The 26,766-nt window shown below is 64.4% G+C and carries 22 protein-coding genes; 10 read left to right on the top strand and 12 right to left on the bottom strand.

Annotation, left to right across the window (positions count from 1 at the left end):
- The 7 genes from N7640_RS22410 to urtA all read right to left on the bottom strand — a co-directional run.
- On the bottom strand, positions 1–308 hold a 308-nt coding region (locus N7640_RS22410; protein WP_279906235.1), incomplete at its 3' end, for a zinc ribbon domain-containing protein.
- A 62-nt stretch (positions 309–370) separates the two neighbouring features.
- A complete protein-coding gene (gene fmdA, locus N7640_RS22405; RefSeq protein ID WP_279905743.1) occupies positions 371–1,600 on the bottom strand; it encodes a formamidase in 1,230 nt (409 codons plus the stop codon).
- Between the two features lie 248 nt (positions 1,601–1,848).
- Positions 1,849–2,538: an urea ABC transporter ATP-binding subunit UrtE gene (gene urtE / locus N7640_RS22400; RefSeq protein ID WP_279905744.1), complete on the bottom strand. Its 690-nt coding sequence runs from the start codon at positions 2,536–2,538 to the stop codon at positions 1,849–1,851.
- 98 nt (positions 2,539–2,636) lie between these two features.
- Entirely contained in the window at positions 2,637–3,401 is a 765-nt protein-coding gene (gene urtD / locus N7640_RS22395) for an urea ABC transporter ATP-binding protein UrtD (RefSeq protein WP_279905745.1), read from the bottom strand.
- Positions 3,398–4,570, bottom strand: a complete 1,173-nt coding sequence (gene urtC, locus N7640_RS22390; protein ID WP_279905747.1) for an urea ABC transporter permease subunit UrtC — start codon at positions 4,568–4,570, stop codon at positions 3,398–3,400. Before urtC ends, urtD begins: the two co-directional genes overlap by 4 nt.
- Before the next feature lie 133 nt (positions 4,571–4,703).
- Positions 4,704–5,621: an urea ABC transporter permease subunit UrtB gene (gene urtB / locus N7640_RS22385; RefSeq protein WP_220811620.1), complete on the bottom strand. Its 918-nt coding sequence runs from the start codon at positions 5,619–5,621 to the stop codon at positions 4,704–4,706.
- 184 nt (positions 5,622–5,805) lie between these two features.
- The gene (urtA, locus tag N7640_RS22380; protein WP_279905748.1) at positions 5,806–7,041 is read right to left on the bottom strand and encodes an urea ABC transporter substrate-binding protein; all 1,236 of its coding nucleotides are present in this window, start codon (positions 7,039–7,041) and stop codon (positions 5,806–5,808) included.
- Between the two features lie 444 nt (positions 7,042–7,485).
- Between urtA and N7640_RS22375 the strand changes: the two genes are divergently transcribed.
- The gene (locus N7640_RS22375) at positions 7,486–10,884 is read left to right on the top strand and encodes an ATP-binding protein (protein ID WP_279905749.1); all 3,399 of its coding nucleotides are present in this window, start codon (positions 7,486–7,488) and stop codon (positions 10,882–10,884) included.
- Positions 10,859–11,533 carry a response regulator gene (locus tag N7640_RS22370; protein WP_220811615.1) on the top strand — a complete coding sequence of 225 codons (675 nt, stop codon included), beginning with the start codon at positions 10,859–10,861 and terminating at the stop codon, positions 11,531–11,533. The genes N7640_RS22375 and N7640_RS22370 overlap by 26 nt, the downstream gene beginning before the upstream one ends.
- Positions 11,534–11,611: 78 nt before the next feature.
- On the opposite strand, the gene N7640_RS22365 is transcribed toward N7640_RS22370, so the two are convergent.
- Positions 11,612–13,669 carry an AsmA family protein gene (locus N7640_RS22365; protein WP_279905750.1) on the bottom strand — a complete coding sequence of 686 codons (2,058 nt, stop codon included), beginning with the start codon at positions 13,667–13,669 and terminating at the stop codon, positions 11,612–11,614.
- Between the two features lie 123 nt (positions 13,670–13,792).
- Here N7640_RS22365 and N7640_RS22360 point away from each other — a divergent pair, with 123 nt between their 5' ends.
- Complete coding sequence (locus tag N7640_RS22360; protein ID WP_279905751.1) at positions 13,793–14,584, top strand: TatD family hydrolase; 792 nt, start codon at positions 13,793–13,795, stop codon at positions 14,582–14,584.
- Positions 14,585–14,836: 252 nt separating this feature from the next.
- On the opposite strand, the gene N7640_RS22355 is transcribed toward N7640_RS22360, so the two are convergent.
- Positions 14,837–16,867 carry a methyl-accepting chemotaxis protein gene (locus N7640_RS22355; RefSeq protein WP_279905752.1) on the bottom strand — a complete coding sequence of 677 codons (2,031 nt, stop codon included), beginning with the start codon at positions 16,865–16,867 and terminating at the stop codon, positions 14,837–14,839.
- 179 nt (positions 16,868–17,046) lie between these two features.
- Here N7640_RS22355 and N7640_RS22350 point away from each other — a divergent pair, with 179 nt between their 5' ends.
- Positions 17,047–17,934 carry an ROK family protein gene (locus N7640_RS22350; RefSeq protein ID WP_279905753.1) on the top strand — a complete coding sequence of 296 codons (888 nt, stop codon included), beginning with the start codon at positions 17,047–17,049 and terminating at the stop codon, positions 17,932–17,934.
- Here the strand turns inward: N7640_RS22350 and ampE are convergent.
- The 3 genes from ampE to N7640_RS22335 form a co-directional block, all read right to left on the bottom strand.
- The gene (gene ampE / locus N7640_RS22345; protein WP_279905754.1) at positions 17,931–18,752 is read right to left on the bottom strand and encodes a regulatory signaling modulator protein AmpE; all 822 of its coding nucleotides are present in this window, start codon (positions 18,750–18,752) and stop codon (positions 17,931–17,933) included. The genes N7640_RS22350 and ampE overlap by 4 nt on opposite strands.
- On the bottom strand, positions 18,749–19,312 hold the full coding sequence (gene ampD, locus N7640_RS22340; RefSeq protein WP_279905755.1) for a 1,6-anhydro-N-acetylmuramyl-L-alanine amidase AmpD: 564 nt from the start codon (positions 19,310–19,312) through the stop codon (positions 18,749–18,751). Before ampD ends, ampE begins: the two co-directional genes overlap by 4 nt.
- Before the next feature lie 133 nt (positions 19,313–19,445).
- The gene (locus N7640_RS22335; RefSeq protein ID WP_279905757.1) at positions 19,446–21,788 is read right to left on the bottom strand and encodes a DUF1631 domain-containing protein; all 2,343 of its coding nucleotides are present in this window, start codon (positions 21,786–21,788) and stop codon (positions 19,446–19,448) included.
- Between the two features lie 295 nt (positions 21,789–22,083).
- On the opposite strand from N7640_RS22335, the gene nadC reads away from it, so the two are divergent.
- The 6 genes from nadC (at position 22,084) to N7640_RS22305 (ending at position 26,685) form a co-directional block, all read left to right on the top strand.
- Entirely contained in the window at positions 22,084–22,932 is an 849-nt protein-coding gene (gene nadC, locus N7640_RS22330) for a carboxylating nicotinate-nucleotide diphosphorylase (RefSeq protein ID WP_279905759.1), read from the top strand.
- A gap of 425 nt (positions 22,933–23,357) precedes the next feature.
- Entirely contained in the window at positions 23,358–23,732 is a 375-nt protein-coding gene (locus N7640_RS22325) for a hypothetical protein (protein ID WP_279905760.1), read from the top strand.
- A 431-nt stretch (positions 23,733–24,163) separates the two neighbouring features.
- On the top strand, positions 24,164–24,814 hold the full coding sequence (locus tag N7640_RS22320; RefSeq protein ID WP_279905761.1) for a DUF4145 domain-containing protein: 651 nt from the start codon (positions 24,164–24,166) through the stop codon (positions 24,812–24,814).
- 102 nt (positions 24,815–24,916) lie between these two features.
- Positions 24,917–25,270, top strand: a complete 354-nt coding sequence (locus N7640_RS22315; protein WP_279905762.1) for a hypothetical protein — start codon at positions 24,917–24,919, stop codon at positions 25,268–25,270.
- Positions 25,271–25,344: 74 nt separating this feature from the next.
- Positions 25,345–25,749: a hypothetical protein gene (locus N7640_RS22310; protein ID WP_279905763.1), complete on the top strand. Its 405-nt coding sequence runs from the start codon at positions 25,345–25,347 to the stop codon at positions 25,747–25,749.
- A gap of 75 nt (positions 25,750–25,824) precedes the next feature.
- Entirely contained in the window at positions 25,825–26,685 is an 861-nt protein-coding gene (locus N7640_RS22305) for a hypothetical protein (protein WP_279905764.1), read from the top strand.
- The last annotated feature ends 81 nt before the right edge of the window (positions 26,686–26,766 follow it).

The raw sequence follows: 26,766 nt of genomic DNA, 5'->3' as shown, positions 1-26,766 counted from the left end.
TTGAGGCCGTGGGGGTTGGCCTTGGTCCGCTCGACCGGCTTGCTCGGGCCGCAGCAGCTGCAGCCGGCCGGGTGCTTGCGGTTGGTCTTGTATTCTTCGAGGGTCTGCGGCGCGTGGCGCGAGCGCTCGTTGGTCTCGATGGCGCGGCGCTGGCTGCCGGGCATGGTGGCCAGGCCCGGGGCGCTGAGGATCACCCGCGCGCTTTCTGTCTCGCAGTAGGGGCAGGCGCAGGGGGTGTCGCGCTCGGCCATCGGCCGCAGCATGGTGAAGTCGCCGCAGTGCGGGCAGTCGTATTCGTAGATCGGCATGGCAGCGTTCCTCGATAAATTCGGTGCGCACGGCGCACCCTACGGCGCCATGCGTGCCGGCCTCACTTGTCGTAGGCGATGGGCATGTCGATGCTGCCGTCCAGGTACTGGGTCGGACCGCTCGCGCTGGGGTTGATGTCGAACTCGAAGATGTCGGTCGGCAGCCACAGGGTGGCGCAGGCGTTGGGGATGTCGACCACGCCGCTGATGTGTCCCTGCACCGGCGCCGAGCCGAGCAGCGAGTAGCCCTGGGCCGGCGAGTAGCCGAACTTGGTCAGGTAGTTGATGGCGTTGAGGCAGGCCTGCTGGTAGGCCAAGTTGACGTCCAGGTAGTGCTGCTTGCCGGCGTCGTCGACCGAAATGCCTTCGAAGATCAGGAAGTTGTTGTAGGTCGGCACGATCGGGCTGGGCTTGAAGATCGGGTTCTTGATGCCGTACTTGGCCATGCCGCCCTTGATCAGCTCGACCTTCATGTGCACCCAGCCGGCCATCTCGATGGCGCCGCAGAAGGTGATTTCGCCGTCGCCCTGGCTGAAGTGCAGGTCACCCACCGACAGGCCGGCGCCGTCGACATAGACCGGGAAGAAGATCTTCGAGCCGCGCGACAGGTCCTTGATGTCGCAGTTGCCGCCGTGCTCGCGCGGCGGCACGGTGCGCGCGCCGGTGGCGGCGGCCATGTCGCGGGCGGCGCCGGTGAGCTTGCCCATGTGCGCGGTGGAGGAGAACGGCGGGTTGGCCAGCGGCGGCACGCGGGTCGGGTTGGTGTCGATCAGCTCCTGCTCGCGGCGGTTCCACTCGGCGAGCATCTTGGGGTCCGGCAGGCAGCCGATCAGGCCGGGGTGGATCAGGCCGGCGAAGCGCACGCCGGGGATGTGCCGGCTCTTGGTGAACATGCCCTCGAAGTCCCAGATCGACTTCTGCGCGGACGGGAAGTAGTCGGTGAGGAAGCCGCCGCCGTTGTTCTTCGAGAAGAAGCCGTTGAAGCCCCACTGCGATTCGGCCTTGGCGCCGATGTCGAGCAGCTCGACGATCAGCAGGTCGCCCGGCTGGGCGCCATGCACACCCACCGGGCCGGACAGGTAGTGCACGGTGGACAGGTCGACGTCGCGCACGTCGCTGGCGTCGTCGTCGTTCTTGATCGCGCCGCCGGTCCAGTCGTAGGTTTCCAGGATGAAGTCGTCGCCCGGCTTTACCCAGCAGGCCATCGGGATGTCCGGGTGCCAGCGGTTGTGGACTTGTTCGTTCTCGGTGGCGGCCTGGTTGAGGTCGACCTTGATCAGGGTATCGGTCATGACAGTGCTCCTGGGACCAGTGGTGGGTGCCTGGCGTCTGTGCGCCGGGGTACGGTGGCCAGTCTCGGGGAGCGCGGCGAGGCGGGAAATACGTCGGATGACGTATGGCCGGCGCCAGCAACGGCGGGCCTTGCGACGCTTTTGCGCGGGCGCGAAAAAGCGGCCGGCGCATGGAGAACACGCCGGCCGTAAAACGGGGGAGTCTGTCTTGCGGCCCGGACGGAATCCGGGCTACGCGGGGTGCCTCTTCACACGGAGAGGTAGCGGCTGATGGTCGCCTCGTCGACCTTGTCGCGCGCCTCCTCGACCACGAACTTGCCCTTCTCGATGACCAGGAAGCGGTCGGCGATTTCCATGGTGAAGGACAGCACCTGCTCGGAGACGACAATGGTCAGGTCGCGCAGGTTGCGGATCTCCTTCAGGGTGCGGGCGATGTCCTTGATGATCGACGGCTGGATGCCCTCGGTCGGCTCGTCGAGCAGCAGCACCTTGGGGTTGGTGGCCAGGGCGCGGGCGATGGCCAGCTGTTGCTGCTGGCCGCCGGAGAGGTTGCCGCCCTTGCGGTGGCGCATCTCCTGCAGCACCGGAAACAGCGCGTAGAGGTCGTCCGGCACCTTGCCCCTGGCCGACGCCGGCAGGCCGGTCTGGATGTTCTCCAGCACGGTCATGCTGGGGAAGATCATCCGCCCCTGGGGCACGTAGGCGATGCCGGCCTCGACGCGCTGGTGGGTTTCCAGCCTGGAGATGTCCCGGCCGTCGACGCTGATCTGCCCGCCCCACTGCGGCAGCACGCCCATCAGGCTCTTGAACAGGGTGGTCTTGCCCATGCCGTTGCGGCCCATCACCGCGACGATGTCCTTCTTCGCCACGTCGAGGTTGAGTTCGTGGAGGATCTGGCTCTGGCCGTAGCCGGAGACGAGGTTGCTGATCTGGAACATGGATGTCACTCCTACGTAGGGTGCGCTGTGCGCACCATTGCGTATCCGGCGGTGCGCACGGCGCACCCTACGGCCGGTGGAAGCCTCGGCACACGGGATCAATGCCCCAGGTACACCTCGATGACCTTGGGATTGCTCTGCACCGCGTCCATGCTGCCCTCGGCCAGCACCTTGCCCTGGTGCAGCACGGTGACCTTGTGGGCGATGCTCTTGACGAACTCCATGTCGTGCTCGATGACCAGCACCGAACGGCCCTGGCTGATGCGCTTGAGCAGCTCGGCCGTGGCCACCCGCTCGGACACGCTCATGCCGGCCACCGGCTCGTCGAGCATCAGCAGCTGCGGGTCCTGCATCAGCAGCATGCCGATCTCCAGCCACTGCTTCTGGCCGTGAGAGAGCAGGTCCGCCTGCATGTGCAGGTGCTCGCCGAGCATGATCTCCGCCGCCACCTGCTCGACACGCTCGATCACCGCCGGCGAGCGCTTGAAGAACAGCGCGCCGAACACCTTGCGCCCGGCCGGGTAGGACATCTCCAGGTTCTCGAACACCGTGAGGTTCTCGTAGATCGACGGGTTCTGGAACTTGCGCCCGACGCCGGCGCGGACGATGTCGAACTCGCGCATCTTGGTCAGTTCGCGGTTCTCGAACTGGATGCTGCCGGCGGTGGCCTTGGTCTTGCCGCAGATCAGGTCGAGCACCGTGGTCTTGCCGGCGCCGTTGGGGCCGATGACCACGCGCACCTCGTTGCGGTCGATGTACAGGTTGAGGTCGTCGACCGCCTTGAAGCCGTCGAAGGACACGGTCAGGCCCTCGATGGCCAGTACCGGTTTGGGCATCTGGAAGCCGGTTGGATTCGGGCTCATGGGGTGGTCTCCAGTTCGGGAGTGGGTGCGGCCTTGGCGATGGGCCTGGCCGGCGGCTCGACCACAGCCGGCACCTTCTTCGCCGGCATCAGGCGTGCCAGCCAGCGCTTGCCGTGGCTGTCCCACAGGCCGGCGATGCCGTTGGGGAAGTACATCACCACGACGATGAACAGGCCGCCCATCAGGTACAGCCACAGCTCGGGGAAGCTCTCGGAGAAGTAGGTCTTGCCGAAGTTGACCAGCAGCGCGCCGTACACCGCACCGAGCAGCGACAGGCGCCCGCCGACGGCGGCGAAGATGACCATCTCGATCGACGGCACGATGCCGACGAAGCTCGGTGACATGAAGCCAACCTGCAGGGTGAACATCGCCCCGCCGATGGCGGCGAAGGCGGCGCCGACGCAGAACACGAAGATCTTGAAGCTGGCCACGTCGTAGCCGGAGAAGCGCACCCGCTCTTCCTTGTCGCGCATGGCCAGCAGCAGGCGGCCGAGCTTGGAGGCGATGATGAAGCGCGCCAGCAGGATGCAGCCGAACAGCAGGAAGGCGCTGACGAAGTACAGGATCAGCTTGGCCTCGTCGGTGCGGATGTCCCAGCCCATCAGGGTGCGCAGGTCGGTGATGCCGTTGACCCCGCCGGTGAAGCCCTGCTGGCCGATGATCAGCACGGTGAGGATCAGCGCGATGGCCTGGGTGACGATGGAGAAGTACACGTCACCGACGCGGCGCTTGAACATGGTCAGGCCGATCACCAGCGCCAGCAGCACCGGCACCGCGATCACCGCCAGCACGGTGAAACCGAAGCTGTGGAACGGCTGCCAGAGCATCGGCAGCTCGGTGATCTGGTTCCAGTCCATGAAGTCCGGGATGCCGGGGGTGGACTGGATCTTGGTGCTCTCCGGGTCGGAGGCCTCGAGCTTGAGGAACATCGCCATGCAGTAGCCACCGAGGCCGAAGAAGATGCCCTGGCCGAGGCTGAGGATGCCGCCGTAGCCCCAGCACAGCACCAGGCCGACGGCGACGAAGGCGTAGGTCAGATACTTGCCGACCATGTTCAGGCGGAAGGCGTCCAGCGCCAGCGGGAACACCACCAGGATCAGCACGGCGAGCACCGCCAGGCCGATGGCGCCCTGCTTGCCGCCCAGGAGTTTGTCGAGAGTCGGGTTCATCTGCGGGTCCTCATGCTTGAACGTTCCCTCTCCCCCTGGGAGAGGGTCAGGGCGAGGGAGATGGCGGCAGCGCGGAGCCCGCCCCTCACCCCCGGCCCCTCTCCCGACGGGAGAGGGGTGACAGCGTTGCCGCTCATTTGCGCACCTTGATCGAGAACAGTCCCTGCGGGCGCATCATCAGGATCAGGATCACCGCCGACAGGGTCAGCACCTTGGCCATCGAGCCGCTCATGAAGAACTCCATGATCGACTGGGCCTGGGCAATGGTGAACGCCGAGGCGATGGTGCCGAGCAGGCTGGCCGCGCCGCCGAAGACCACCACCAGGAAGGTGTCGACGATGTACAACCCGCCCGCGGTCGGGCCGGTGGAGCCGATGGTGGTGAAGGCCGCGCCGGCCACCCCGGCCACGCCGCAGCCGAGGGCGAAGGTCATGCGGTCGACGCGCTTGGTGTTGATCCCCACGGCGCGGCTCATCACCCGGTTCTGCATGGTGGCGCGCACCTGCAGGCCCCAGCGCGAGCGGTACAGCATGAGGAAGATGGTGGCGGTGAGGAGGATGGTCAGGCCCATGACGAACAGGCCGTTGCGCGGGATGTCGATGGCCTCGGTGGGGTTCCACGAACCCATCAGCCACTCCGGCAGGGTGGCGCTGACCTCGCGCGCGCCGAAGATCGAGCGGAACGCCTGCTGCATCACCAGGGACAGGCCCCAAGTCGCCAGCAGGGTGTCCAGCGGCCGGTGGTAGAGCTTGCTGATCATCGCCCACTCCACCAGCCAGCCGATGGCGCCGGCGATGACGAAGGACAGGGCGATGGCGAAGAAGAAGTAGTAAGGCCCGAAGGCCGGGGCGTACTGTTCGGTCAGCGAGGAAACCACGAAGGTGGTGTAGGCGCCGATGGTGAGGAACTCTCCGTGGGCCATGTTGATCACGCCCATCTGGCCGAAGATGATCGCCAGCCCCAGAGCCATCAGCAGCAGGACGCAGAACACGGACAAGCCGTTGAAGCCCTGCATGGCCGCGATGGCACCAAATTCCGATAGCCATTCCATGTTGATGGTCTCCTGGCGGGAAGAATGGCGAGAGCGGTTCAGCCCTCACCCCTGCCCTCTCCCGAGGGGAGAGGGGGTTGTACGTAGCCACTGGAAGACACGACGCCAAGCGGCGGCGCCCTTTGCTCCCTCTCCCGATGGGAGAGGGCTGGGGTGAGGGACTAGGCCCCACCCCAGCCAGCGCTTACTGGTAGCCTTTCGGGAACGGGTTCGGCTCGATCAGGCCGGACTCGTAGACCACCTTGAACTGGCCGTCCTTCTGCACCTGGCCGATGCGAGTCTTGCTCCACAGGTGATGGTTGTCATGCACCTTCACGTAGCTCTCCGGGGCGGTGGTCAGTTCGATGCCCGGCGAGGCGGCGGCCACCTTGTCGACGTCGAAGCTGCCAGCCTTCTCCACCGCAGCCTTCCACAGCCACGGGCCGAGGTAGGCGGCCTGGGTCACGTCGCCGATCACCGCGTCCTTGCCGTACTTGGCCTTGAAGGCCTCGACGAAGGCGGCGTTGTTCGGGTTGTCCAGGCTCTGGAAGTACTTCATGGAGGCGTAGAAGCCTTCCATGTTCTCGCCGCCGATGCCGAGCAGCTCATCCTCAGTGACCGACAGGGTCAGCAGGTTCTGCTTGGCGGAGGTCACGCCGGCGGCCTTCATCTGCTTGTAGAAGGCGACGTTGGAGCCGCCGACCACGGCGGTGAAGACCACGTCGGGCTTCTTCAGCTTGACCTTGTTGATCAGCGAGCCGAACTGGGTGTTGCCGAGCGGGTAGTACTCCTCGCCCACCACCTCGCCGCCGAGCACGTTCTCGATGTGCTTGCGCGCGATCTTCATCGAGGTGCGCGGCCAGATGTAGTCGGAGCCGATCAGGTAGAAGGTCTTGGCGCCCTTCTCCTTGGCGATCCAGTCGAGGCCGGCGAGGATCTGCTGGGTCGCCTCCTGGCCGGTGTAGATGACGTTCTTCGACTGCTCCAGCCCCTCGTAGAAGGTCGGGTAGTAGAGCAGGCCGTTCTCCTTCTCGAACACCGGCAGCACCGCCTTGCGCGAGGCCGAGGTCCAGCAGCCGAACACGGCGGCGACCTTGTCGCCCACCAGCAGCTTCTTGGCCTTCTCGGCGAAGGTCGGCCAGTCGGAGGCGCCGTCTTCCTGGATCACCTTGATCTGCCGGCCGAGGATGCCGCCGGAGGCGTTGATCTGCTCGATGGCCAAGCGCTCGGCCTGGATCGAACCGGTTTCCGAGATGGCCATGGTGCCGGTGGCCGAGTGCAGCTGGCCGACGGTCACCTCGGTGTCGGTCACAGCCAGGCCGGTGGTGTTGGCGCTGTCGGCCATGGCGCCCTGGCTGAACACGCTGGCAGCCAGCAGCGAGAGCGCGGCGGCGCCCAGCGCCAGCCGGCGGGGTAGAAGTCGGGTCGGTTGTGCATCCATCGTCGTGCTCCTCGTGCGGTTGGGTCGTCGCCGGCCTGTCTGCGCAGGTCTGCTCCGGGTTCGCCGCAAGAATGCGGTCGCCCCTCCCGCCGGGGTATACGCAGCATGACGTAAGCGCATACGTCATCTGACGTACAGCCCCGGAGCACCGTATTGGTGCACGCTGCGCGCAAGGCCACCGGCCAGACAGAAGCCCGCGCGCACGTGGCGAGGGCTGCAAGGCCGGGGCATGGATGTTGCAACCGCGCTGGTGTCCGGTGTCGGCATGGATTGTGGGAGCGGCCTCGGCCGCGAATGCATGCCCGCAAGCCCCATCGCGGCCAAGGCCGCTCCCACCCAAAGCCCCAGGCCCCAGAACCAAGACCCAAGACCCAACACACCGGCAACAAGAAACACAGCGCAAGGACGGCGCGAGCACCCATGTCATCGACCAGGAACCGCACCGTGCAACCCACCGGAACCCAGCGCATCGTCAAGATCCGCCGCGACTACAACAGCTGGGTCGCCGACGAGACCATGGAGGACTATGCCCTGCGCTTCACCCCGCGGGCGTTCCGCAAGTGGTCGGAGCTGCGCATCGCCAACACCGCCCTGGGCGCCGTGTCGTTCCTCGCCCTGGAGGCCATCGGCGGCGCGCTGGCGCTGTCCTACGGCTTCACCAACACCCTGTGGGCGATCCTCGCGGTGAGCCTGGTGATCTTCCTCACCGGCCTGCCGATCAGCTACTACGCGGCGCGCTACGGCGTGGACATGGACCTGCTGACCCGCGGCGCCGGCTTCGGCTACATCGGCTCGACCATCACCTCGCTGATCTACGCCAGCTTCACCTTCCTGTTCTTCGCCCTCGAAGCGGCGATCATGGCCCTGGCCCTGGAGCTGTACTTCGACCTGCCGCTGGCCCTGGCCTACGTGATCTGCTCGGTGATCATCATTCCCCTGGTGGCCTACGGCATCACCCTGATCAACCGCCTGCAGACCTGGACCCAGCCGCTGTGGCTGGTGCTGCTGTTCCTGCCCTACCTGTTCGTGATCCTGAAGAACCCCGGCGCGCTGTCCGACTGGACCAGCTTCGCCGGCCGCGAGGGCGAGGCCGGAGCCTTCAACCTGCTGTCGTTCGGTGCCGCCTGTACGGTGGCCCTGGCCCTGGTCACGCAGATCGGCGAGCAGGTCGACTACCTGCGCTTCCTGCCGGAGAAGACCGCGCAGAACCGCAAGCGCTGGTGGGCCGCGCTGCTCATGGCCGGGCCGGGCTGGATCATCCCCGGTGCGCTGAAGATGCTGGCCGGCGCCTTCCTCGCCTTCCTCGCGCTGCAGCACGAGATTCCCATCGAGCGCGCCGCCGAGCCGACCCAGATGTACCTGGTGGCCTTCCACTACGTGTTCTCGTCGCCGGAATGGGCGCTCGGCGCCATGGTGCTGTTCGTCATCGTCAGCCAGGTGAAGATCAACCTGACCAACGCCTACGCCGGCTCGCTGGCCTGGTCCAACTTCTTCGCCCGGGTCACCCACAGCCACCCGGGGCGGGTGGTGTGGCTGGTGTTCAACGTCGCCATCGCCCTGATGCTGATGGAACTGGGCGTGTTCGAGGCGATCGAGGAGGTGCTCGGGCTCTACGCCAACATCGCCATCGCCTGGATCGGCGCGCTGGTCGCCGACCTGGTGATCAACAAGCCACTGGGCCTGTCGCCGAAGCACATCGAGTTCAAGCGCGCGCACCTGTACGACATCAACCCGGTCGGCGTCGGCGCCATGCTGATCGCCTCGCTGCTCTCGGTGCTGGCCCACGCCGGCCTGTTCGGCGCCCTGGCCCAGGCCGCCTCGCCGATGGTGGCGCTGGGCTCGGCCTTCCTCTGCGCGCCGCTGCTGGCCTGGCTCACCGGCGGGCGCTTCTACATCGCGCGGCAGAGTTCGGCGGCGCTGATCCACCCGCCGGGTGTGCGCGAGGCGCCGCGCTGCGGCCTGTGCAACAACGCCTTCGAGCGCGAGGACATGGCCTTCTGTCCCGCCTACAGCACGCCGATCTGCTCGCTGTGCTGCTCGCTGGACGCCCGCTGCGGCGACGCCTGCAAGCCGCACGCACGCCTGTCCCGGCAGGTCGACGGCCTGCTCCACTGGCTGTTCCCCTGGGCCAGCATCCCGCGCCTGCACAGCCGCCTGGCACAGTACCTGGGCTTCCTCGCGCTGCTGGTGCTGATGCTGTTCGGCGCCCTGGCGCTGATCTACAGCCAGGTCTCCCACGGCCTGGTGCCGAACTCGCCGGAGGTGCAGCAGACCCTGTACCAGGCCTTCCTCAAGGCCTTCCTCACCCTCTCGCTGTTCGCCGGCATGCTCGCCTGGTGGATCGTCCTGACCCGCGAGAGCCGCCAGGTGGCGCAGCAGGAGTCGGACCGCCAGACCCTGCTGCTGATGCAGGAGATCGAGGCCCACGGCAAGACCGACGAGGCGCTGCAGAAGGCCAAGGTGCTGGCCGAGAGCGCCAACGCGGCGAAGAGCCGCTACGTCACCGGCCTGTCCCACGAGCTGCGCACGCCGCTCAACAGCATCCTCGGCTACACCCAGATCCTGCAGCGCGACGCGGCCATGCCCGAGCGCCACCGCGACGCCCTGGCGACCATCTTCCGCAGCGGCTCGCACCTGCTGTCGCTGATCGACGGCCTGCTCGACGTAGCCAAGATCGAGGCCGGCAAGCTGCACCTGGAGCTGTCGGAAATCCCCCTCCCCGAGTTCGTCGACCAGCTCGAACGGATGTTCACCCCGCAGGCGGCCGAGAAGGGCCTGGCCTTCCACCTGGAGACGGTCGGGCGGATTCCGGCGGTGGTGCGCGGCGACGAGAAGCGCGTGCGGCAGATCCTGATCAACCTGCTCGGCAACGCCGTGCGCTTCACCGAACGCGGCGAGGTGCGCCTGCGCGTCAGCTACCTGCGCGAGACCGCCTGCTTCGAGATCGTCGACACCGGCATCGGCATCGCCCCGGAGCAGATCGAGCGCATCTTCCAGCCCTTCGAGCGCGGCGACCTGATGCGCCAGGACAACGGCGTCGGCCTGGGCCTGACCATTACCCGCATGCTCACCGCGCTGATGGGTGGCGAGCTGTCGGTACACAGCGAGCCGGGCCAGGGCACGCGCTTCCAGGTGCGCCTGTTCCTCTCCGAGGTGCGCGCGCCCCGGGCGGTGGTGCACGTGGCGCACGACATCATCGGCTACCAGGGCCCGCGCCGCCTGATCCTGGTGGTGGACGACCACCTGGAGCACCGCCGCGTGCTGGCCGGCATGCTCGAACCGCTGGGCTTTCGCGTCGAGCAGGCGGCCAGCGGCCAGGAGGCGATCCGCCAGGTGGCGCTGCTGAACCCCGACCTGATCCTGATGGACCTGTCGATGCCGCAGATGGACGGCTTCGAGACCAGCCGGCTGATCCGCCGCAACGCCCTGTCCCAGGCACCGATCATCGTGATCTCGGCGAACGCCTTCGCCGACGACCGCGAGCGCAGCGTCGCCGCCTACTGCAACGACTACCTGGCCAAGCCGGTACACACCCCGGCGCTGCTCGAACGCATCCAGCAACAGCTCGACCTGCAATGGCTGCACCGCGTCGCCGAGCCGGAGCCCGTGCCGCCACCGATCGAAATACTGCCCAGCGCCAGCGAACTGGCCGAGCTGCGCGAGCTGGTGGCGCTCGGCTACATGCGCGGCATCCAGGACAAGCTGGACGCCATCGAGCGGCAGACGCCCGCCTGCGCGCCCTTCACCGCCCGTCTGCGGGCCCTGGCCAAGGGCTTCCGCCTGGACGAACTCAACCGCCAACTCAAGGAGGCCGAACATGAATGCAGCCACGCAGCTTGCTGAGCGCGGCACTGTGCTGATCGTCGACGACACGCCGGACAACCTCGCCCTGCTCTCCGACGCCCTCGACGCCCAAGGCTACATGGTGCTGGTGGCGCTCGACGGCCAGAGCGCGCTGAACCGTATCCAGCGGCGGCGCCCGGACCTGATCCTGCTCGACGCGATGATGCCCGGCCTGGACGGCTTCGAGACCTGCCGGCGGATCAAGGCCGAGCCGGACAGCGCCGACATCCCGGTGCTGTTCATGACTGCGCTGACCGACAGCGAGCACGTGGTGGAAGGCTTCGCCGCCGGCGGCAGCGACTACGTGACCAAGCCGATCCACACCGACGAGGTGCTGGCGCGGGTCGCCGCCCACCTGCGCACGGCGCGCACCCTGCAATCGGCCCGCGCCGCCGCCCAGCCGGTGGACCTGACCCTGAGCAACGAGCCGACCTTCGAGGCGCTGTCGAGCCGCTTCCAGCTCACCGAACGCGAGGTGGAGGTGCTGCGCTGGGTGGCCTGCGGCAAGACCAACCGCGACATCGGCGACATCCTCGGCCTCAGCCCACGCACAGTGAACAAGCACCTGGAGCACGTCTACGTGAAGCTCGGCGTGGAAACCCGCACCGCCGCCGCCGCGGTAGCCATCTCCGCCAGCGTGGCGCGCTAAACGAAACCCGACCCGCCGCGATCGTAGGGTGCGCCATGCGCACCCCTGCGGCCAGTGAAGGAGCCCCGCGAAACGACGCTACCCCTTGCCGCCCTGCTGCATCTGCCGCAGCAGCGGCGCGCACTGGCTGCTCTTGTCGCCCTCGCTGGGTGCCACCAGCGCCAGCAGCCCGGCCGCCGGCGCCACCGCCACGCCCAGGGCAACCAGGCCGGCGCCGCGCAACGCCAGCGGCGTGGCCCGCACGCCGGCGTCCGGGTCCTTGAAGGTGCCGCGCACGTAGAGCGGTGAGCGCAGGGAGAAGATGCGCAGGCCCTTGGTTGCCGGGGTGATGTCGAAATTCAGCCGCTCGCTGGCGAAGTTGGCGCTGCCGTCGACACGGATCACCGCATTCTCCGTGTCGACCACGAACAGCCGGGTGCTCATCAGCCCCTGCTTGATGCCCAGGTCGGCGGCGGCGCAGTGGATGGTCACCTCCTCGTCGCCGAACAGCTTGCCCACCAGGTAGTTGCCGACGTTGAGCCCGGCGATCTCCAGCAGGTCGCGGCTCACCGCGCCATCGTTGATCAGCATCTTCAGGTCGCCGTTGGCGCCGCCCAGCAGCGCCGCCACCGAGTTGCCGGTGCCGCTCAGGGTGGCATCGCCATTGAGCGCGCCGAAGCTGGTCTGCATTGGCGCGAAGGTGGGGAACAGCTGCTTGAGCTTCAGCTCCCGCGCGCTCAGGCGCACCTGGCCCTGCAGCGGGGTAACCGCGCCGTTCAGGCGGATCTGCGCGTCCAGGGTGCCGCCGGCCATGCCGAAGCGCAGGGGTTCGAGGCTGAGCATGCCGTCGTTGAGCACCACATGGGTGTCCAGGTCGCTGATCGGCAGCTTCTCGGAATGGACGATGCGCTTGCCGGTGAAGCGCACGTCGGCGTCCATGGCCCGCCAGCGCTCGGTGCGGAACTCCTCCACCGGCAGCGCCTTGTTGGCCGGCTGGTTGGCGGCGGCGCCGCGCTCCTTCTTCTCGGCGTTGGAGTCCGCACCGACCAGGGGCGCAAGGTCGGCGAACAACAACTGGTTGGAAGTGAGCCGGCCGGACAGCTTGGGCCGGGGCTGGCGGGCGACAAAGGTCAGGTCGCCGTGGATGTCGCTGGCGCCAATGCGGCCGTTGAAGCCCTCGTAGCGGAAGCTGGCGCCGCCCTCGTCGCGCAGGTCCGCCCGCAGGCGGCCGTCGGTGGCGTAGGCAGGCGTGTCCGGCAGGGTCACGCCGGTCAGCGGATAGAGCTGGCTGAGGCTGGTTCCGGCAAGGCGCAGGCGCAGGTCCAGCGCGCCCAGGTTCTTCGGATCGGTCAGGCTGCCGGCGACCTGGATGCGGGTGCTGCCGACCCGTACGTCGGCCTGCAGGGGGAACGGCAGGCTGGCATCCTGCAGCGCCAGCAGGCCGCCGACCTTGCCGCGACCATTCACTCGCTGGCCCTGGAAGCGCCCCTTGGCGAGCCAGGCGAAGGCGTAGTCCTGGGCCGCGGCGTGCTCCTCGGCCAGGCGCTGGGCGGTGCCCTCGCCGACGATCTGGCTGAACGGAATGGGCTGACCGAGGGGGTCTATCTGCATTTCCAGGCGGGTCCGCGAAACCTGATCGTCGACGCTGACCACGCCCTGGTCGAAGCCGATGGTGCCGATATCCAGCGTCCAGGGGCTCGGCTCGTCGGGGTTTTCCTCGTCCTTGCCGAGGTCGAAGGTCCAGTTGGCGCGGCCGTCGGCCAGGCGCTGCAGGTTGGCGTAGGGCGCGCCCAGCTCGATGCGGGGAATGCGCACCGTCTTCCACAGCAGCGGCAGCGGCGCGAGGCGGAAACGCACCCGGTCCAGACTGACGAAGGTGTCGCCCTGGGCCCAGTCGGGGTTGCCCAGCACCAGTTGCTCGGCGGAGAAATGCGGCCACGGCAGCCAGGCGCGCCAGCCGCCTTCGTCCGGTTCGCGGCGCCAGACCACGCTGAGATTGCCCTCGATGGCGAAGGGCCGGTTCAGCGCCGCCGAGACGCGCTCGTTGATGGTCGGCCGCAGCAGGTTCCAATCGAACAACACGAGCACCAGCATCAGCGCCGCCACCGACAGGAGGAGCACGGCCAGCGCCCCCTTCACCAACTTGCGTACCCGCACCTTCACCTCCGCTGTGTCACGACATCGTTGCAATCTTCGACTGACGAAACCCGGGAACGCTCCCTCGACTGGCGCACTCCAGTGAAATACCCGATGCTGCAAGGCCCGGCCACGGCACCGCCCATGCGACTGATCGACACCCATACCCACCTGGACTTCCCCGACTTCGACGCCGATCGTGACGCGCTGCTGGCGCGCAGCCGGGCGCTCGGGGTGGAGCGGCTGGTGGTGCTCGGCGTGCATCAGGGCAACTGGCAGCGCCTGTGGGACCTGGTGCAACGGCACGCGGGGCTGTACGCCGCCTTCGGCCTGCACCCGGTGTATCTGGAGGAACACCGTCCCGAACATCTGGAGGCACTGCGCGACTGGCTGCAGCGGCTCGCCGGCCATCCCAGCGTGTGTGCGGTAGGCGAATTCGGCCTGGACTACTACGTGGAAACCCTCGACCGCGAGCGCCAGCAGGCACTGTTCGAGGCGCAGCTGGCGCTGGCCGCCGAATTCGAGCTGCCCGCCCTGCTTCACGTACGCCGTGCCCACGCCGCCACCATCGCCACCCTCAAGCGCTTCAAACTGGCCCGCGGCGGCGTGATCCACGCCTTCGCCGGCAGCTACGAGGAAGCCCGCGAATACCTCAGGCTGGGCTTTCGCCTAGGCCTGGGCGGCGCGCCGACCTGGCCCCAGGCGCTGCGCCTGCGCAAGGTGATCCCGCGCCTGCCGCTGGACGCCGTCGTGCTGGAAACCGACTCGCCGGACATGGCCCCGGCCATGCACCCGGGCGTGCGCAACAGCCCGGAGCACCTGCCGGACATCTGCACCGCCCTTGCCGAGCTGTGGGGCGTGACGCCGGAGGCGCTGGCCACCGCCAGCAGCCGCAACGCCGCCGAGCTGTTCGGCTGGCCGACGCAGGGCGGGTGAAACCCGCGAACCAGCAACGCGGGTTTCACCCGCCCTACAAAGCCCCGTTAGTTGTTGCACACCTTGTGGGAGCGGATTTATCCGCGAATTTCGCGGCCAATCGGAATGCCGCCCAGCCGCTCCCACAGAAGCAGGATTGCGTCGCCAACACGTAACGGGGACATAGCCAAAGAAAAGGCCCGCCAATCGGCGAGCCTCTTCGATCATGCTCTGTAGCCCGGATGCAATCCGGGAATGGAGCCCACCTGGGGATCACACGCGGAACGCGCTGATCAGCTCCTTCAACCGCGCCACCTGATCGGACAGCTCGCGGCTGGCCTGCTCGGTCTGCACGGCGCCTTCGGCGGTGCGTTCGCCGGCCTGGTTGATCTCGACGATGTTCATATCGATGTCGTGGGCCACGGCGGTCTGCTGCTCGGCGGCGGCGGCGATCTGCTGGTTCTGGTCGACGATCATGCCGACCGCGCCGAGGATGTTCTCCAACGCCTGCTGCACCTGGGTCGACTGGCTGACGGTGCTCTCCACCATCTGGTGGCTGCCGTTCATGGCGGTCACCGTGGCGCCCACGCCGTTCTGCAGGCGACCGATCATCTGCTCGATCTCCTCGGTGGACTGGTGGGTGCGCTTGGCCAGGTTGCGTACCTCGTCGGCCACCACGGCGAAGCCGCGGCCCTGCTCGCCGGCCCGCGCGGCCTCGATGGCGGCGTTGAGGGCCAGCAGGTTGGTCTGCCCGGCGATGCCCTTGATGACTTCCAGTACCTGGCTGATGGCGGAACTGTCCGCGGCCAGTTGGTTGATGACGTTCACCGACTGGTCGATCTCGCTGGCCAGGCGCTGGATGCGGGCCACCTGGGCCTCCACCAGTTCGCGGCCGCTGACCGTCTCCTGGTTCACGCTCTGCGCGCTGCCCACCGCGGCGGCGGCGCTGCGCGCCACCTCCAGGGCAGTGGCGGACATCTGGTTCATCGCCGTGGCCACCTGCTCGATCTGCCCGCGCTGGGCCGATACCGCCTGGCTGCTCTCGCCGGACACCAGCTCCACGCGGTCGGCCTGGCGCTCGACCTCGGTGACGGTCTGGCCGACCAGCTCGATCAGGTCGCGGATCTTCGCCACGGTGCCGTTGAACACCTCACCCAGCTCGCCCAGTTCGTCCTGGCTGCGCACGCTGACGCGCACCGTCATGTCGCCGGCGGCGACCTGGTTGAGGGTCTTGCCGAAGCCCTTGAGGGTGGCGCGGGTGGAGACGTAGAAGCCGCCGTAGAGATAGCCGATGGCGAGGAACAGCACGACCAGGGCCACCACCAGCAGGACCATCTGCGTGCGCTTGCCTTCCAGGCGCTGGCTCAGCTCCAGGTCGAGGAAGCCGAGCACCTTGTCGTTGAGCGTGTAGGTCTTGTCGATGGCCGTGGTGAGCTGGTCGAAGAAGCCCTGCCAGGGCGCGTCCAGGCTGTCGGCCATCAGCAACTGCTCTTCCAGCACGCCGCTGACCTCGGTCAGCGAGGCCCGGCTGGCTTCGGCCGGCGCGCTCAACTCGCTCTGCGCCCGGGCGTTGCCGTCCAGCGCGCTCTGAATCTTGAAGCCGTATTCGGCATGAAGCTTCTCCAGTTCGGCCAGCAGCTCGTCGAGCTTGGTGCTGTCGGAGGAGCCGAGGATGCCCTGGCCAAGGGAGTAGGAGCCCAGGGCACGGCCCTTGCTCAGCGCCTCGGTCACCGGCGGGGTGCTGGTGGTCAGCAGCTCGGCCATCTGGCGCACGGTCAGGTCGCTGTCCTGGCTGAGGCCGGACTGGCTGGCGACGAACTTGATGAACACCTCGGCGTTGTCCAGCGCCTTGACCACCAGACCGGCCTTGCTGCGCAGCGAGGACTCGGCGGCCACCGCGTCCAGCGCACCCTTGATGGCGTCGCGCTGGGCGTTGAATTCCTCGATCTTCTGCGCGTCGTCGCTGGGCGACTCGAGCGCGGCGAGGGTATCGCCGATGCTCTTCTCCAGCGGACCGATCAGCGCGGCGAGCCGGTCCGACTCGCCGGACTGGCCGAGCACGGCATTGATCTCGTAGAGGTCGTTGAGACGCTCCAGCTCCTGGCGCATCTTCTGGCTCTGCTTGAGCAGCTCCAGGCTCTGCAGCTCGGTGCGGGTATCGACGAAGGCGTCATAGGAGTCCCGCACCAGGAAGTAGTTGGTGACCAGCATGGGCAGGAAGAACAGCACACTGATCAGGCTGAACTTCATGCCAAAGCTCATGCGGTTCATCAGCGCGATGGCAGGGTACAACACGCTATTCACTAGACGTCTCCTGTTGCCATTATTGTTGTATGCCAGCCGCTGCGGGCTAGTCTATTGAACGGCAAGGTATCGGTGTTTGTGGATATCAGCGGAAATGGCCAATTGCCAGGCGCAGATCCCCCACAGCTTGTATACCGGATATCGGCGCCACCCTTTGTAACTTAAGGTTAAGAATGCGCATGTCTCTCCGCTTCGGCATTGATCTGGGTGGCACCAAGACCGAAATCGTCGCCCTCGAAGGCTCCGAAGAACGGCTGCGACAGCGCCTGCCCACCCCGCAGGGTGATTACCAGGCCACATTGCAGACCATAGTACAACTGGTCCGCGATGCCGAACGCCAGTTGGGCGCAACGGGCAGCCTCGGCGTCGGCATCCCTGGCACCCGCTCGCCCGATCACGGACGGATCAAGAACGCCAACTCCACCTGTCTGATCGGCCAGGACCTGCAGGGCGACCTGGAGCGGCGGCTGGAGCGCCCGGTGCGCCTGGCCAACGACGCCGACTGCTTCGCCCTGTCGGAAGCCACGGACGGCGCGGGCGCCGGGGCCGCCAGCGTGTTCGGCGTGATCCTCGGCACCGGGGTCGGCGGCGGCATCGTCATCCACGGCCGGCTGCTCCAGGGGCCCAACGCCATCGCCGGCGAGTGGGGACACAACGCCCTGCCCTGGCACAGCCCCGCCGACGGCCCGGCACGCCGCTGCTACTGCGGCCTGGACGACTGCATCGAGACCTTCCTCAGTGGCCCGGCCTGGGCCGCGCGCAGCGAACTGGGGCTGGACGCCACCCAGCTGGCCGACGCCGCGCGGCGCGCCGAGCCGGCCGCCGTGGCGGCCGTGCAACTCTACTGCGAGCAGCTGGCACGGGCCCTGGCATCCGTGATCAACATCATCGATCCGGAGGTGATCGTGCTGGGCGGCGGCCTGTCGAACATGCCGGCCCTGTACAGCGAGGTCCCCCGCCTGCTGGACCGCCATGTGTTCTCGGACCAGATCAACACGCGCCTGGTGCAGGCGCGGCATGGCGACTCCAGCGGCGTTCGCGGCGCCGCCTGGCTGTGGCCCGGCTAGAACAGCAGGATCAGCACGGCGAACACCGCGTACCAGAGCACAGCCGCCCGGATCAGCAGCTGCCACAGCTCGTCCAGGCTGCCGACGCCCTCCTCGCCCGGCGCGGGCGGGGCCAGTTCGCTGGCCGCGCGCCCGGCATTGACCACCAGGCGCGGCGCGGGTAGCTCCCAGGCCAGCAGGTCGTGCAGCACCGCGCGACTGACGGCGGCGAAGTTGCCGACCAGCGCGAAGCTGGCCGCCAGCACGCGCACCGGCAGCCAGTCCAGCGCATGGCGCAGTTGCCCCGCGCGCTCGACCACGCCCGGCTGGCCAGCATGCTCGGCGGTCAGCGCCAGCAGCCGGTAGGCCAGGGCCGGCAGCGGCCCGAGCAGGGCATACCAGAAGATCACCGCGAAGAAGCCCTGGTAGGCCTGCCACAGCTCGTAGTCCTGCACCCGCTCCAGCAACTCGGCCTCGCTGTCGGCGACGACGCTCAGGTCCCGCTCGGCCACGTGCAACGCCGCCTGCTCGTCGCCCCGTCGCCAGGCGTCGCGAAACGGCCCCAGGGCCGCCTGCACATCACCGCGCCCCAGGCTGTAGATCAGCACCAGCAGGTGTACCGGCAGCGCCAGCCAACCATAGGCCAGCGGCTCGAGCGCCAGCAGCACCAGGCCGAGCAGCGCCGTCGGCAGCAGCACCGCGAGGATCAGGACCAGCCAGGGCGACCGTCCCTCGCTGCGCGCCAGCCAGCGCCGCCAGAGGCCGTCCCGCTGGATGCGACTGCGCCCGGACGAGAACTTCTCCACCCAGAGCACCAGCAGAAGCACCAGAAAATTCATCGACTACTCTCCTCACTCCCCAGGGCCGCCCGCAGTCGCGCCCAGTCAAAAAAAGGCCCCGGGTCCGTCTTGCGCCCCGGGGCGATATCGCTGTGACCCCGGATTCGCTCGACCGTCAGCTCAGGATAGACACGCATCAGCTCACGGGTCAGCGCGATCAGCGCCTGGTACTGGGCATCGCTGAACGGCTCCTCGTCGGTGCCCTCCAGCTCGATCCCCAGAGAAAAGTCGTTGCAGTTCTCCCGCCCGTCGAAGCTCGACACTCCAGCGTGCCAGGCGCGCTGGTGGCAGGAAACGAACTGGGTGACGCTACCATCGCGCTCAATCAGAAAATGCGCGGACACGGTGAGCTGGGCGATGCCGGCGAAATAGGGATGCTCGTCGGCAGGCAGACGGTTCTGGAAGAACTGCTGCACCTTGCCGGTTCCGAACTGGCCCGGCGGCAGGCTGATGTTGTGGATCACCAGCAGAGAGACCTCTCCCCGAGGACGCTCGTTGAAGTTCGGCGAGGGGCAGTGACGCACGTCGTCACACCAGCCACTGGCAGGGTCCAGCCGCATTACAGGCTCCTTGAAGACTGACGCCACTCTATGGGCTGTGGAGGCTCTGGCGCAAGCCGCGGCCTTGCCAGCGACACGACAGCCATAAACGAAAACGCCCGGCACGGGGCCGGGCGCTTTCATCCGCAACGGGTCAGGCGCCCTTGAGCTTGCGCAGGTTGCCGATGACCGACTCCAGCGCCCTGTCGAACAGCAGCGCATCATCGAGCAGGCGAATCGCCCCCCGGCGGAACTCGACGGCCAGGCCCATACGGGTCTTCTCCATCACCTTCATGCCGGTGCGGTTGACGAAGATGAACTTGCCGGTGGGCTTGATGATCGCCGCCAGCTTGCCGCGCAGCTTGTGCTCCTCGTCCTCCTGGATCTCGACCCAGCTGCCGACACGCAGGCCATCGACCTTCAGTAGTGCCTCGTCGTCGTCCGGCAGGCTGGCCTCGGGCTCCTGCTCACGGCTCTCGCCCGGTGCCAGCAGAACGATCTCCTCGACCACCTCGACCATCGTCGGGACGTCCACCTCGGCCTCGGTCTCCAGCGACGGCAGATCCAACAGGGAGACTTCGCCCAACTCCAGGGAACCCTCGGCGGCAACCTCTTCGCCCTCTTCCGACTCTGCCGGAACGACCTGCGGGACAACGGTCTCGCGCTTGAAGCGCTGGAACGCCTGCACGTGCACGGCTTCCAGTTGGCTGAAGAATTCGCTGGTGACGAAGGGATCGATCGCTGCGCTGGACAGGCCGTCGCGCAGCGACTTGAGCAGGCTGGGCACCAGTTCCAGCAGGCGCAGACGGTCCTCCGCGGACTCGTGGGGCTCCACGCTCCAGATCAGATCGTCCATCACGGCCATGGCCGCTTCCCATTCGGCGGATTCGGCGCCGTGCTTCAGGCAGGTCAGCTGCAGCACCTTGCTCCAGCCTTCCTGCAGCAGGCGCACCACCACTTCGGGCAGCGTCTTGCCGAGCAGACGGGAGTTCAGCGCCTGCTCGACCTGCTGCCGGGCCAGCTCGGCCTTGGCTCGGCCCTCTTCCGCATCGCGGGTACGCTGCTCGAGCAGCTCGCTGCGACGCTTCTCGTCGCCGGTGAAGGCGAGGAATTCGGCCAGCACGTCGGAGAAAATGGTCGGGTCGTCGGTGAAATCGTTGAGCAGGCGCTGCACCACCTGCTCGATGCGCTGGTACAGGCTGTCGCGCTGCTCGTCACCCTGGGCGCTCCAGCCCAAGGCCGCGGAGGCGATCTCGTTGAGCAACCTGCGGGCCGGGTGGCTGCCACGGCTGAAGAAGGCCTTGTCCAGCACTGCCACCTTCAGCATCGGAATCTGCAGGCGGCCGATCAGGGCCTTGAGCGAATCCGGCAGGGTGCGGTCGTCGAGGATGAAATCGAACAGCATGGCGACCAGGTTGATCACGTCCTCGTCGACCTCGCCCACCACCCGGGCCTTGCCGCTCCTGGCACTGGCGCGGGCAAGCAGGGTTTCCAACTGGTTGCGCAGGTCGAAGTCATCCTCGACCTGTGCACCGCTCGGCGTCGGGAGATGCTGCTGGATATGGGAAAGCAGACGCATCAGGTCGTTGCTGGAGATCGGTATGGCATCGGCAGGGGTTTCCCTGCGGGGCAGCAGAGAGCTGCCGCGAACCTGGGATAGCAGCTCCTGCAGGGCGCCGAACACTTCCTGGACGTCCTCGCCAGTGTACCCGCCCGTCTCGACGCCCTGCGTCGAAGACGCCTCGCGAGTCGCGCGTGCTGCCGGCGCCGACTGTCGACCCGGCTGGCGGCGCGCGGGCGGCGCGGACTTCAGCTCGGGCAGCACACCAGCCTCGACCAGCTGTTGGTTGGCGTTGGCGTACAGCTCGTCCAGTTCGCCCAGCACATGCTTCTCGAACAGCTTGAGGATGATCAGCTTGACGCGGATCTCCACTCCCAGTCCTTCGCAGGCGCCGAGGAACTGCTCGCACAGTACACGGGGGCCGAGGGGATTGGTCTTGTCTTCCAGCTTCTTGCTGATCACCGCATTGAGACGGGTGGTCAGGTGGCCCAGCGCGAGGCCGTCACGGCTCATGACACGCGACACCATGGCGTCGAGCGCCACGTTTTCTTCCAGGGTGTCGTTGTGGACCAGGCTCAGGGAGTCGATGGACAGGGTTTCCAGGGTCGGCGCCTTGCCGATCTCGTACTGGTTCAGCGTGGCGAAAGTCTCGAAGACCCGCTGCAGGAATCCGCGCTCGATCGTCTTGCGCTTAAGGCGCAGGTCCCGCATGGCCTCGAAGAAGGCGTTCTGCTCGGCGTTGCTCGTAGCCCGGTCAGCCATCTCGAACAGGGTGTCGTCGGCATTGTCGAACAGCCCCTGCATAGCCTGTTTGAGCTGCTGAGCAGCCTTGTCGCGTACCAGTATCAGGGCCACGGGAAGCCTTCCTGCAGGCGGAGTCTGCGCGTGTTCGGGGACGACCTTGCTCAGGTGCACCACTTTCGCGTCGGTCTTCATTGCAAATCTCCCGCAGGCTATCCGATCTCGACAGGCCTGCACACAATCGGCTGAGCGCCCTGCGCGCGTCAAAAGGGCGGCGTCAAAGTTAATGCTGAATCCAGTATAGAGGCGAGCGCAGCATGACCAAATCCCCCATTTGGAAGACATGATCCACATCACAGAGCGTGCACTACAGGTTACGAACGGTCACATCCTACAGATGTGATACCCATCGGACAGCCTAACGGCTCTTTCTCTCCACTGGACCGACCGTCTGTCCCTATAATCGCGCCACCTGAATGCGGAGGCCGCCATGCCCAACCTCACCCTCGCCGAGCTCGGCGCCGAAATCGAAGCCAATGTGCGCAACGCCCTGCGCGAAGACATCGGCAGCGGCGACATCACGGCGCAACTGATCCCGGAGGAACGCCTGGCCCACGCCACGGTAATCACCCGCGAACACGCCGTGATCTGCGGCACGGCCTGGGTGGAGGCGGTATTCCGTCAGCTAGATGCCCGGGTGGCGGTTCACTGGCAGGTCAGGGACGGCGACCGGGTGACACCCAACCAGCCGCTCTTCCATCTGGAAGGCCCGGCTCGGGCACTCCTCACTGGCGAGCGCAGCGCCCTGAACTTCCTCCAGACCCTCTCGGCCGTCGCCACCCGCTGCCGCCACTTCGCCGACATGGTGGAGGGCACCAACGTGAAACTGCTCGATACCCGCAAGACCCTGCCGGGCCTGCGCCTAGCGCAGAAGTACGCGGTCACCTGCGGCGGCTGCCACAACCACCGCATCGGCCTGTACGACGCCTTCCTCATCAAGGAAAACCACATTGCCGCCTGTGGCGGCATCGCCCAGGCCGTCGCCACCGCGCACCGAATCGCCCCGGGCAAGCCCGTGGAAATAGAAGTGGAAAGCCTGGACGAACTGCAACAAGCCCTCGACGCCGGCGCCGACATCGTCATGCTCGACGAACTGAGCCTGGACGACATGCGCACCGCCGTCACCCTCACCGCCGGCCGCGCCAAGCTGGAAGCCTCCGGCGGCATCAACGACAGCACCCTGCGCACCATCGCCGAAACGGGCGTCGACTACATCTCCATCGGCAGCCTGACCAAGGACGTCAAGGCAATGGACCTGTCGATGCGGCTAAGCCTGTAGTGCTCCATAAATAAAAAGCCCGGCAAGAGGCGGGGCTTGACCATGGTGCCGGAGACAGGAGTCGAACCTGCGACCTTCGCATTACGAAAAGGCTGCCCCTGCCATCCTTGGCCGTCAAAGCCTCGTAAATCGCAGCTTTCAGCGCAGCCTAGTCTTTGTAAAACATCATAACGCGTTGCTTTCTGGCCTCATGGGGACACTTCCTCCCGAGGTATCCATCCTGTCGCAATCGCCCCGTTGCACTGATGGCTCCACGCCATTACCTTGGGCTAGTCGACTGTCGCTCTTTGCTCTTTCCCCATGTCGCGTTTGGCCGATGCGCCAAAGGACAATCAAGGGCTTAGCGCTCGAAAAGGAACATTATGCGACACAAGTGGCGGAAAACATTACCCCACGTCTGTCGCCTATTTATAGTTAGGCTACATATGAAAATCAGCGCAGACCAACTTGCTCAAGAGTCACTGACCGAGTTCGGCGCGCTGGCGGCTAAGCTTCTGGCAACGCGAGAGCTTAGCCAGCTGTCCGAGCAGTTTGGGTATGCACTGGCCTTCGGAAGGGAGCCGGCGGCTGCCATAGCTGAGGACCTTGCTAGGTGCTTGTGCGGGCAAGATGCTTCGCTGGCATCTGAATCCCCCAAAATCACTGTTAAGTATTTTAAGGAAAACGAAAGTAGTCTATTGGCACTCGTAGAGTGTTATGTACAAATGACCGCAAGCGCAAACATTCTTTTAGAGTTGGTTGCCGCACGAAATGGAGAGGCAATAAACCTGTATCTAGAAGATTTGAGTGTTGAAGCCTAACAATGCGCTCAACTATTGCTCACTTCGCTCGCTGGACGTCCAAAATCTGCACTTTTGGCCGCCCGTTAGCTTAATTGTTAGGCGTTATTAATTTTTAAACTTGGTGCAACACATGGAAGTTTGGTTAGCCACCGCACATTCAGTATTTGTCCCGCAGTTTCTTTGCGGCCGGCAATCTCGCCGCGATCATCGTGCAGGCTCCCGCCCAGTTGCCGTCCTGGCTGGCGCTCAATCGCCGTGCACAGGTGTATTCCTGCCTAGCCGTTCGAGCTTGAATCTCCGCAGCGGCTCGGTCATCGTGCCGCAATCAGCAGCGTTTCGGCTCAGGCATCTCTGCCTAACAACTGGTTCAAGGCCGCTCGCTTCGCTCAATCGGGACCGGCTAAAGCCGGCCCCTTAACCAAACGTTATGAGCAAATGGAGAAATTACAATGAGTAGCTGGTGGGATTTAGGCGAGTGGTCTGGGTATAGCGGAAGCGATCTTGCAACTTACCAAATTGAATGCCCATTCTGCTCAGAAAGAGGAAATTTTGAGGTAGAACACCATGCGGAAAAGAAGAAACCAAATGGCCGCAAGGTTTTAAATTTCGACACATTGAAATGCGGAAATTGTGCTTCGTATGTAATGGTATTCTGGTCAGCAAGTAGCGGGCATCACGACTACAGGGTTCTACCTTGGCCCGTTGGAAGATTAGAAAAACATCCAGAGCACTGGCCAGAAGCGGTTGGCAGGTACTGGCTGCAAGCCAAAAGAAGCCTCAAAGACCAAAACTGGGACGCAGCAGCGTTAATGGCAAGGAGCTCTCTACAAGCATCACTTCGCGAGCAAAATGCTGCAGGCGCCAATCTCAAGCAAGAAATCGAAGACCTGGCACAAAAAGGAGTTCTTCCGAAAATAATGCAAGATTGGGCGCATAGCGTTAGAGAGCTAGGGAATGATTCCGCCCACCCTAAAGCAGATCAGCCGCCAACCTCGCCGCAAGACGCCAAAGACATTGTTGGCTTTATGGATTATCTATTTGAATATCTTTATACACTACCTCAAAAAATTAATAAGTATCGCGAGAGAAAGAGCCCATAACAATGCGCTCAACTGACGCTCACTTCGTTCGCTGGACAGCCAAAAGCTAAGCTTTTGTCTGCCCGTTAGCTTAATCGTTATGGGTCTTAGCAAGGAGCACACATGTCAGATCTCATCTCAACAATCACAACTGCCGTAAGCCTTGCCTCTCGACTGCGAGAAATAAGTAAAAATATAGAAGATGCTGAATTCAAAAATATTCTTGCTGACCTGAGTCTTGAGCTAGCAGACACCAAATTAAAAGTAGCAGGGTTAGTAACTGAGAACGCAGAGCTTAAGGAAAAGCTGAGTGCTTTAACTAGCACTACGGGAGAGCTTTGCCCCAGCTGTAAGAATAGAACTTATAAAATTACATCCACTAAGCCTCACCCAACTTTTGGTGATCTCGGCTGTAAGGAGCGCCAATACACTTGCAGCTCCTGCGGCTTTTCCGAGGCAGTACTGGTCGACCCATAACAATTGGTTCAAGTCGTTCGTTTCGCTCACTCGGGACCGGCTAAAGCCGGCCCCTTAGCCAAGGGTTAATCGCCATGTCAAAGCGCATTCCTACCGAAAGACAAGTGCTCCGCTGCATCTACGATACATATGAGCCATTATTCCCTATAGAAGGTCCCAAGATTGGCAAGGTCATGGTTGCGATTGACATTGAGGCTGTTGCCAACAAGCTCGGCACCGACAGGCATGTTTTGTTCGGCTACCTCTACTATCACCTTGACCATAAATACCGGTATCAAACTGGCGAGAACAGTTATGTTCACTTGTTCGCTCCAAGGGTTGGTGAGCTACGGCATGCCATCAACCTGCCTTACTTGGCAGCCATTCTTGCCGGGCAAGACCAAGAGCATTCAAAATTCGCTTGGTCGCTTGGCGTGTCCTTGGTTGCATTAGCTCTATCCGTAGGCGCAATCATTGCCCAGCTGGTGTCATCGCAATGACGGCTAACAGTTCCTTCAAGCCGATGCAGCTTCGCGGCGCGGTTTAAGTCAAGCGTTAGGCTAAGAGGAATACGCATGACAGAGCAACTACTTCTAGCCAAAAGATTATTTTTGATTGGCTCAGAGTATGCTGAGAAAGATGATCCAATCTCGGCAGGAGTTTCAATCTCACTATTACAAGACTCGATAGAGATATTTATTTGGTCACTTCTGAAAACCCTTGACGCCGAAGCAAGTGATAAGACCCCGTTTACCGCCTTTTTTGATCTTGTAAAGAACGCCAAAGGAAATACAAGTAGCTCGCCCCTTCCCTTCAAAGCCAAAGTGCTAGAATTAAACAAGGCGCGAGTTAACTTCAAGCACTACGGAAATTTACCAGATATTTCTGAGGCGAAAAAATTCAAAGCATACACTGAGGAATTTTTAGCTATCAGTTTTTATGAGTTTTACTCAATAGAGTTCTCATCGCTATCACTCGCTGAGTTAATTCCATACCCACACATTCGTGCACAGATAAAAAGCGCGGAAGTCATGCTGGAAAGTAAAGAATACAAGCAAGCCATAGCTGAACTGTCAATCGCAAAAGCTATGCTGTTCGAAAAAGTCTCTGATTACTTACCAAAACCAGACAGAAGACTTTCCGACGGTGATGACCTTCTGCGGAAGATATCCGGTGGTCAAAGTGTAAGGTTGTTTGGGCTGCTCACGCAGTACTTGGAAAAGTCAAATGAGATTAATATTGTTGCATTGCTTGGAATCCAGATAAGTGACTATTTCGTACTGCAAGAATACCTCCCTGCAGCGCTAAAAATGTCTGCTGGAAATTGGGTACTGCAATACCACAATAGGCTTAATCCTGATGAGAAAATCACAAAAACTGCAATTGGCATAATTACATCAGCAGCAATTCGCGCTAAAGAAGTAATCGGAGCGTAGTGGGCTATCAAATTACAGCCTAACAAGTGATTCAAACCGCTCGCTTCGCTCACTGGGACCGGCTAAAGCCGGCCCCTTAGA

The sequence above is a fragment of the Pseudomonas sp. GD04015 genome, assembly GCF_029837675.1.
Taxonomy (GTDB): domain Bacteria; phylum Pseudomonadota; class Gammaproteobacteria; order Pseudomonadales; family Pseudomonadaceae; genus Aquipseudomonas; species Aquipseudomonas paralcaligenes.
Note: the sequence above shows the minus strand (reverse complement) of the source record. Positions and strands in the feature narration are given on the sequence as shown.